Consider the following 6,756-nt stretch of genomic DNA (forward strand, 5'->3'; position numbering starts at 1 on the left):
ACGGCCACCAGCAGGGCCGCGCCCGCGGCGAGCGAGGCGACGGCGCCCCGCGCGCGCGAGGTCACCCGGCCGCCTGGACGGGCTCCGCGGCCTGCATGGCGCCCTCGACGGTGAGCGCGGGGCCGGCCGGGAAGAGGTTCATCCACTCGCGCGGCACGTCGACCAGGTCGTCCGGCGTGTAGCCGAGGCGGCCCAGGAGCTCCTCGCTCGCGCCGGGCAGCGGGAACGCGCGGCCCGTCTGGTCGACCAGCAGGGTCGGGCCCGTCATGCCCGGCCCGGCGGTGGCGTGCACGAGGGCTCCGGCCGCCGGCTGGACGTGGACCACCTGGCGTCCGACGTCCATCACGACGTCGGGGTGCGAGACGAGCCTGACCTCGGGGTTCTCCCCCGTCTCGGGCTCGGTCTGCAGGAACGCGCACGCGACCTCGTCCTCGGGCAGCGACCCGGGGACCTCGGTGGGCCAGTCGGCGCCGCCGGCGGCCGTGTCGGTGTTCGCCATCGCCTTGATCTGCGCCGCCTGCACCTCGACGTCCTGGCCGACCACGACACCGGAGCCGATGCGGTACAGCTCGAGCGCGAAGGGGCTCAGCGGCGCGAGGGCGCCTGCCCCGTCGACGACGTAGCGCGCGCCCGTGTCCGTCACGGAGATGACGGAGCCGACCACGGCGCCGGGCGGTGCGGGCGCGCCGTCGGGCAGCGGCTCGCCCGCTCCCGGGGTCGTGAGCGGGTCGAGGTCGGCCCCCTCGGGGAACAGGTTGAGCCACTGCCCGCTGACCTCCCACGGCAGCACCGTCTCCTGGCCGAGCGCGCGGAGCACCGCCGGCGCATCGGCACGGGGGATGAGGTGCCGCAGGCCCTCGCTCACCAGGAAGAGGTCGCCGCCGGTCTGGACGAGCAGCCCGGGCGGGGTGGTGCCCTCCGCCTCGGCCTCGGCGAGCTCGGCGCGGACCGTGTCGGGGATCTCGCCGGTCGCCAGCACCGTCGCGAGGCCGCCCTGCGGCTCCGTGCACGAGAGCCACCCCGAGGAGATGAGCGACGCGGGCGTGGGCAGGTCGTCCGGGGCGCCGGGGATCCCGCGGGTCTCGCCGCGCGGCGCGGACGCGATCTTGTCGTCGTCGACCTGGATGACGCGGTACTCGCCCTCGATGAGCAGGCGCGCCGAGGCGGTGTTCAGGACCGGGTAGAGGGTGCCGTCGAGCGCCACGTACCGCGCCCCCGCGTCGCGCGTGACGATGAGGGAGTTGTGGTCCCAGCCGTTCGGCAGGCCGGGCACGAGGAGCCCGAAGACGAGGCTGCCCACGACGAGCAGGCCCGTCAGGGCGACGCCCGTGATCACGGCGCGCAGCGGCTTGGTCGGCTCGAGCTCGCGACCGCCCGGGGCCCCGGACACGAAGGCCGTCAGGAGGCGTCGCCGGCTGAAGGTCTGGGCCTCGACGAGGTCCTTCTTGTTCGCCACCGGTCAGACCAGCCCCGCCGCTGCGATGCCGAGCGGCAGCAGCAGCGCCAGGCAGAGCAGCTCGAGCGTGTCCGCCGCGCGGCCCATCGCCACCCGCTGCCGGGGTGCGACCAGGCTCAGCGCGATGACGAGCGCCGCGGCGCCACCGGCACCCATCGCGAGGGCGCTGCGCCACTCGGGGTGTGCGGCCGCAGCCAGGACGCCCGTGACGGTCAGGCCCAGGATCCCGGCGCCCATGACGACGAGGACGTCGTGGCGCGAGTACGTCTGCCGGACCCCGAGGAGCATGCCCACGAAGGCGGCGGTGAGCAGCAGCGTCCCGGCGACCCCCGTGGCGACCACGGCGGGTGCGGCGGCGATCGCCAGCGCGCCGACGGCGACCCGCAGCGCCACCTGCAGGCGGTGCCCGCGCCCGTACTGCTCGCGCACCTCGTCGGGGTCGATCGCGACGGGGTCCAGCAGGATCTCGGCGTCGCTGCGCGGGGAGATCACCCGCAGCGGGGTGCTGGCGAGCGCCAGCCACGGGATCGCGTTGCCGGCGGTGACCGCGACCGCGACCACGACCGCGAGCACCGCCCCGGGTGCGGCCCCCGTCCCCGCGACGACGGCGCCCACGACGCCCAGCGTCAGGCCGAGGACCCCCGGGGCCACGCAGATCTCCCGGCCGGAGGGCAGGGTCGGGATGCCGATCACCGCGACCACCAGCATGCCGACGCCGCCGAGCGTGGCGGGCATGCCCCACGAGGGCGCACCGGTCCCGGCCGTCAGCCCGGCCACCAGGCCGAAGACGCTCGCGGTGAGCACCAGCGCGCGCGCACCGACGTCGTGCCCGCCCACCCGGCCCACGACGGCGGCCGCCCCGAGGACGAGGAGTGCGCCGGCCGCCGCGACGACCGGCGGGAAGAGGGACGCCTGGTCGGCGCCGAGCAGGAGCGCGGCGCCGGTGAGGAGGAACGCCGTCGCCGCGACGACGGCCGTGAGCGCGGAGTCGCGGGCGGTCCACGGCGCGTACTGCCCCTCGACCGCGTCCGCGACGGCCTCGACGACGTCGTCGTAGACGCGGACGTCGGCCACGTGGGCTCCCGGCTCCAGCGTGAGCACCGACCCGTCCTCGACGCCCTGCGCCTGCAGGCTCCGGTCGGAGTCCACAGGACGGCCGTCCGTGCGGACCAGCCGGAAGCCGCCGTGCACGGTGGCCGCGTCGAGGAGGCCGAGCGTGCGCGCCAGGCCCGGCACCAGCTCGGCGACGGGGACGTTGCCCGGGGCACCGAGGTCAACGGTGCGCTCCCCGGCGGTCACCGAGACCCGCAGGAGCGTCCCGAGGGCGCCGGCGGTCGAGGTGGCTGCGGTCATCCCGGTCCTTCGGTCGTGGCGGGCCGTGCGTCGGCACGTCAGCATAGTGAGCAGGACCGGCGCCGCCATGCACCGCCCGTCGGTCGGTCGCGCGTCACCCGAACGCGTGACGAGTCGTGGAGACTCCGTGCACAGTTGATCTTTGCTGTTGCACCCGGTGCGGCCCGTACCTAATGTCGCCCTCGGCACCACGGGTGCCGACCCTGCCGGTCCGGTCGGGTCCTTCGTTGGCCCTGCTGGGGTCGTAGTAGGGGGAGGTGGCTATGGCTGGAGAAGTTTCCGCAGCCGATGGTGCGCTCAAGGCCGGCGCATCCGCCGTCGCGCAGTCGCGTGGAGAGCTCGAGAACGAGCTCTCTGTTCTCCGCGGCAAGCTCGAGGGCATGCGTGGGGCCTGGATCGGTCAGGGCGCCACGGCGTTCAACACGCTCATGCAGCGCTGGGAGGAGGACGCGAAGAAGATCATCAGCGCCCTCAACGAGTTCGAGAACAACCTCCTGCAGTCGCAGAGCACGTACACCGCGTCCGACGAGGCTCAGTCCAGCTCGATGGCCCGCCTCACCAGCCGGCTCGGCTGAACCCGACCAGGCAGAAAGGCACATCGATGAGCGACCTGAAGGTCAACTTCTCCGCCCTCTCCACGGCGGCCGCGGACATCTCGACCGGTGCGAACCAGATCGAGGCCAAGCTCGGCGACATGGACCGCTCGCTCCAGCCGCTGCGCGCGAACTGGTCCGGCGAGGCGTCCTCGTCCTACGAGGCCGCGAAGGCCAAGTGGACGTCGGCCATCACCGACATGAAGGCACTCCTGACGGACATCGGCCGCGCGGTCGACACGTCGGGCCAGGAGTACAACTCGACCGAGAAGAACAACGCCGCCCGCTGGTGAGCCGGCCGGCCTGACGGCCGGCAGGACCTCGCTGCACGACGCGGCGACGCAGGGCACACGGCGCGCACCGCGCGCGTGACCCGGTGTTCGTGACGCTCGCCCCCAACCCACCGCCGGGTTGGGGGCGTGGCGCCGCCACCACCGGCTGGGGGATCGATGGAGGACGAGAGCGTGACGCAGGTCGAACTGACACCCGAGGTCGTCAAGTACCGCGTGCAGCAGCTCAACGGGCTGTTCGACGACATCGAAGAGGACTTCCTCCCGCAGATCATCAACGTCAGGGCCGCTCAGACGTCGACGACCTGGTCGTCGGCCCCGCCGGCCGTGCAGTTCCGCACGAGCATGCGGAACGCGCTCAACACGGCCGAGGCGAACCTGCGCACGCTGTGGGGCCGCGTCAAGGAGCTGTGCGACACCCTGGAGCAGAACGCGGCGGACCTCACGACGCTCGACGACGACGCCCGGGCCGAGCTCGCGAGGCTCCTCGAGCGCGCGCAGACGCCGCCGGAGATGCCTGCGCCGACCACGACGCCGCCGTACGCGCCGGGTGCCACCACGCCCGGTCCGTGGGCACCGCGCCCGCTCATGGACCCGCCGCTGCTCACCCCCTGGATGCCCCCGGCACCCGCGACGCCGTCGGCCCCCTCGGGCCCCACGATCCAGCCCGAGTGGGACGCCGAGAAGTGAGCCGGTGGCGCGCGGTCGCCTCGGCGGTCGCGCTCGTCGCGGGCGTGTCGGTCGCGGCCCCGGCGTCGGCCGCGGCGGACCCCGCGGACGGTGGCCTCTGGTACTACACCAAGACGGGCGTCGCGGCCGCGCACGAGCGCAGCACCGGCGAGGGCATCACCATCGCCGTGATCGACGGCCCGGTGAACCCGGCAGCGCCCGATCTCGTGGGCGCGAACCTCGTGGTGCGCGACAGCTTCTGCGGGGCGCCGGACGGCCAGACCCCCACCGAGACCGCCACCGACGCCACCGCCGAGCACGCGACGACGATCATCTCGCTCCTGGTCGGCACCGGGGCGGGCGCCGGCGGACAGCCCGGCGTCCGCGGGGTCGCGCCGGGTGCCACGGTGCTGCACTACTCGATGCGCCCGCCCGGGTGGTACGAGGAGACCCCGTCCCAGGACCGCCCGGACTGCATCAGACCGGACGGCGTCGCCGACTACGGCTACCCCATCGCGAACGCGATCGACGACGCGGTCGCCCAGGGCGCCCGCATCATCAGCATGTCCAGCGGTGGGCTGTGGAACGAGCCCATCGGCCTGGCCGTCGCGCGGGCCCACGCGGCCGGCGCCGTGATCCTGGGGGCGCCCAACAACGACGGCGGCTACGCCCCCATGTACCCGGCCGAGGGCAACGGCGTCGTCATGGTCGAGATGGCGGACGCCAACCTCCAGCTCGACGAGGGCTCGTACACGACGAGCCACCCCTACATGGGGGTGGTCGCCCCCGGCGCGGACATCCTCGCGCCCGTCCCGGGGGACGGCTCCTGGCAGGACTACCAGCTCGTCTGGGGCACGAGCTATGCGACGCCGTGGACCGCCGGCGTCCTGGCCCTCGCGTGGTCCCAGCACCCCGAGGCCACGGGCAACCAGATGATCCAGGCGCTCATCCGCAACACCGCGGTGGAGAACGAGGAGCCCCTCCACGACGACCAGTGGGGTTACGGCCCCGTCTCGGTCAGCCGGCTCATGGACGCCGACCCCACCACCTACCCCGACGAGAACCCGTTCCTGCGGCCGCTCGACGACGTCGACGCCGTCCCCACGACGCGACAGGTGCTCGCCGCCATGGCCGACGCACGCCCGACCGCCACGGCCGAGCCGACGCCGGCGCCCACCCCGGAGGCGACCCCCGCGCCCGCCGACGACTCCGCCACGGCGACCGACGCCGCGACCCCGGTCGTGCCGATCGCCCTGGGCATCGGCGCCCTCCTGGTCGGCCTCGTGGTCGCCGCAGTCCTCCTCCTCCGGCGCCGCCGCACCGCAGCGTCCACCGCCACCAGAAGGGAACCGTGATGGGAACCAACGAGGACGCCCTCGCCAAGACCGAGAAGGCCGACCTGACGGTGGCGCAGAAGCGCGCCGACGACCTGACGACGACCGCCACGGAGATCGACCTCCAGGCCGGGATGCTGCAGTCGATCGGCTCGGACCCGGGCATGACGGGTCAGTCGGCCGATGCCGCATGGGAGGCGTTCAACCAGGTCAGCGGCCAGTTCAAGTCCTACGCGGACGGGCTCACCAAGCTGGCCACCGTGACGACCGACGCCGCCGGTTCCGTGGCCCGTGCCCAGGAGGCGTACGCCTCGTTGCCGCCGTCCGACCTCGACCCCTGGCAGGAGACCATCGTCCAGCACGGCCACCTCACGGGGATGCCCGTGACGGTCCCGGGCGTGGGGAGCATGCCACCGGCCGCCGCCCAGACCTACTTCGCGCAGCAGAAGGCCGCGGAGCGCGAGGCCGCGGCCGAGCAGGCCATGACCACGTTCGCCGCGGAGATGACGCTTGCGGAGACCGCCGCCATGAACGCCTTCTCCGAGAGCAGCGGTGGCGACGGCGGGGACGGCGGCGACGGCGGCGGCGGGCCCTCCCGCCCGTCACCGTTCCCCAGCGCGCCGACCTACGGCGGTGGCGCCCCCTCGTGGAGCGGCCCCGGCATGGGCGCTCCCGGCGGCGGCGGTGGTCCCGCGACGGGGACCGGCGTCGCCCAGGTCGGCCAGTGGATCCCGGGTGGCCTCGGCGGCGGCGGCAACGAGAACGGTGGTGGCGGCAACGGCGGAGGCGGCAACGGCGGCGTCCTCTACCCGGGTGAGGAGACCGGGCCGGGCAACACCGGGGGCGGCGGCAACAACGAAGGCGGGAACGGCGGCGGCGGCTCGGTCGACGGCACGGTGACCGGAACGCTGCCCGGGAACGGGAACGGCGGCGGATCCGGCGGCGGGCAGGGCGGCTTCTTCGGCGGCGGCAGCGGCGGTGGTGGCGGCTACGGCGTCGGGGGCGGCGCTCTCGCCGGCGGCGCCGCCATCGGTGGGGCGGCGCTCGGCGCGGCGGCCCTC

At 74.6% G+C, this 6,756-nt stretch carries 6 protein-coding genes and 1 pseudogene; 5 read left to right on the forward strand and 2 right to left on the reverse strand.

The features are described 5' to 3' along the window. Nucleotides 1-61: 61 nt before the first annotated feature. Nucleotides 62-1,456 carry a type VII secretion protein EccB gene (eccB, locus tag IDM29_RS13440; RefSeq protein WP_188037634.1) on the reverse strand — a complete coding sequence of 465 codons (1,395 nt, stop codon included), beginning with the start codon at nucleotides 1,454-1,456 and terminating at the stop codon, nucleotides 62-64. Between the two features lie 3 nt (nucleotides 1,457-1,459). Further along, the gene (gene eccD, locus IDM29_RS13445; protein WP_182112077.1) at nucleotides 1,460-2,809 is read right to left on the reverse strand and encodes a type VII secretion integral membrane protein EccD; all 1,350 of its coding nucleotides are present in this window, start codon (nucleotides 2,807-2,809) and stop codon (nucleotides 1,460-1,462) included. 263 nt (nucleotides 2,810-3,072) lie between these two features. On the opposite strand from eccD, the gene IDM29_RS13450 reads away from it, so the two are divergent. The 5 genes and pseudogenes from IDM29_RS13450 to IDM29_RS13470 all read left to right on the forward strand — a co-directional run. Continuing rightward, nucleotides 3,073-3,384 (forward strand): WXG100 family type VII secretion target, encoded by a 312-nt coding sequence (locus IDM29_RS13450; protein WP_182112078.1) that lies wholly within the window; start codon nucleotides 3,073-3,075, stop codon nucleotides 3,382-3,384. 26 nt (nucleotides 3,385-3,410) lie between these two features. After that, on the forward strand, nucleotides 3,411-3,695 hold the full coding sequence (locus IDM29_RS13455; RefSeq protein WP_182112079.1) for a WXG100 family type VII secretion target: 285 nt from the start codon (nucleotides 3,411-3,413) through the stop codon (nucleotides 3,693-3,695). A 171-nt stretch (nucleotides 3,696-3,866) separates the two neighbouring features. Then, nucleotides 3,867-4,382: a hypothetical protein gene (locus IDM29_RS13460; RefSeq protein WP_188037635.1), complete on the forward strand. Its 516-nt coding sequence runs from the start codon at nucleotides 3,867-3,869 to the stop codon at nucleotides 4,380-4,382. Then, nucleotides 4,379-5,716 carry a S8 family serine peptidase gene (locus tag IDM29_RS13465; RefSeq protein WP_182112081.1) on the forward strand — a complete coding sequence of 446 codons (1,338 nt, stop codon included), beginning with the start codon at nucleotides 4,379-4,381 and terminating at the stop codon, nucleotides 5,714-5,716. Before IDM29_RS13460 ends, IDM29_RS13465 begins: the two co-directional genes overlap by 4 nt. Then, nucleotides 5,716-6,756, forward strand: a pseudogene (locus tag IDM29_RS13470) (hypothetical protein); the annotation flags it as partial. The gene IDM29_RS13465 and the pseudogene IDM29_RS13470, both read left to right, overlap by 1 nt.

Source organism: Actinotalea sp. JY-7885, from assembly GCF_014525465.1.
Classification (GTDB): Bacteria; Actinomycetota; Actinomycetes; order Actinomycetales; family Cellulomonadaceae; genus Actinotalea.

Excerpts from the sequence above, each read along its gene's own strand:
- IDM29_RS13455 (WP_182112079.1), top strand. The coding sequence starts at position 3,411 with ATGAGCGACCTGAAGGTCAACTTCTCCGCCCTCTCCACGGCGGCCGCG.
- eccD (WP_182112077.1), bottom strand. The coding sequence starts at position 2,809 with ATGACCGCAGCCACCTCGACCGCCGGCGCCCTCGGGACGCTCCTGCGG.
- IDM29_RS13450 (WP_182112078.1), top strand. The coding sequence starts at position 3,073 with ATGGCTGGAGAAGTTTCCGCAGCCGATGGTGCGCTCAAGGCCGGCGCA.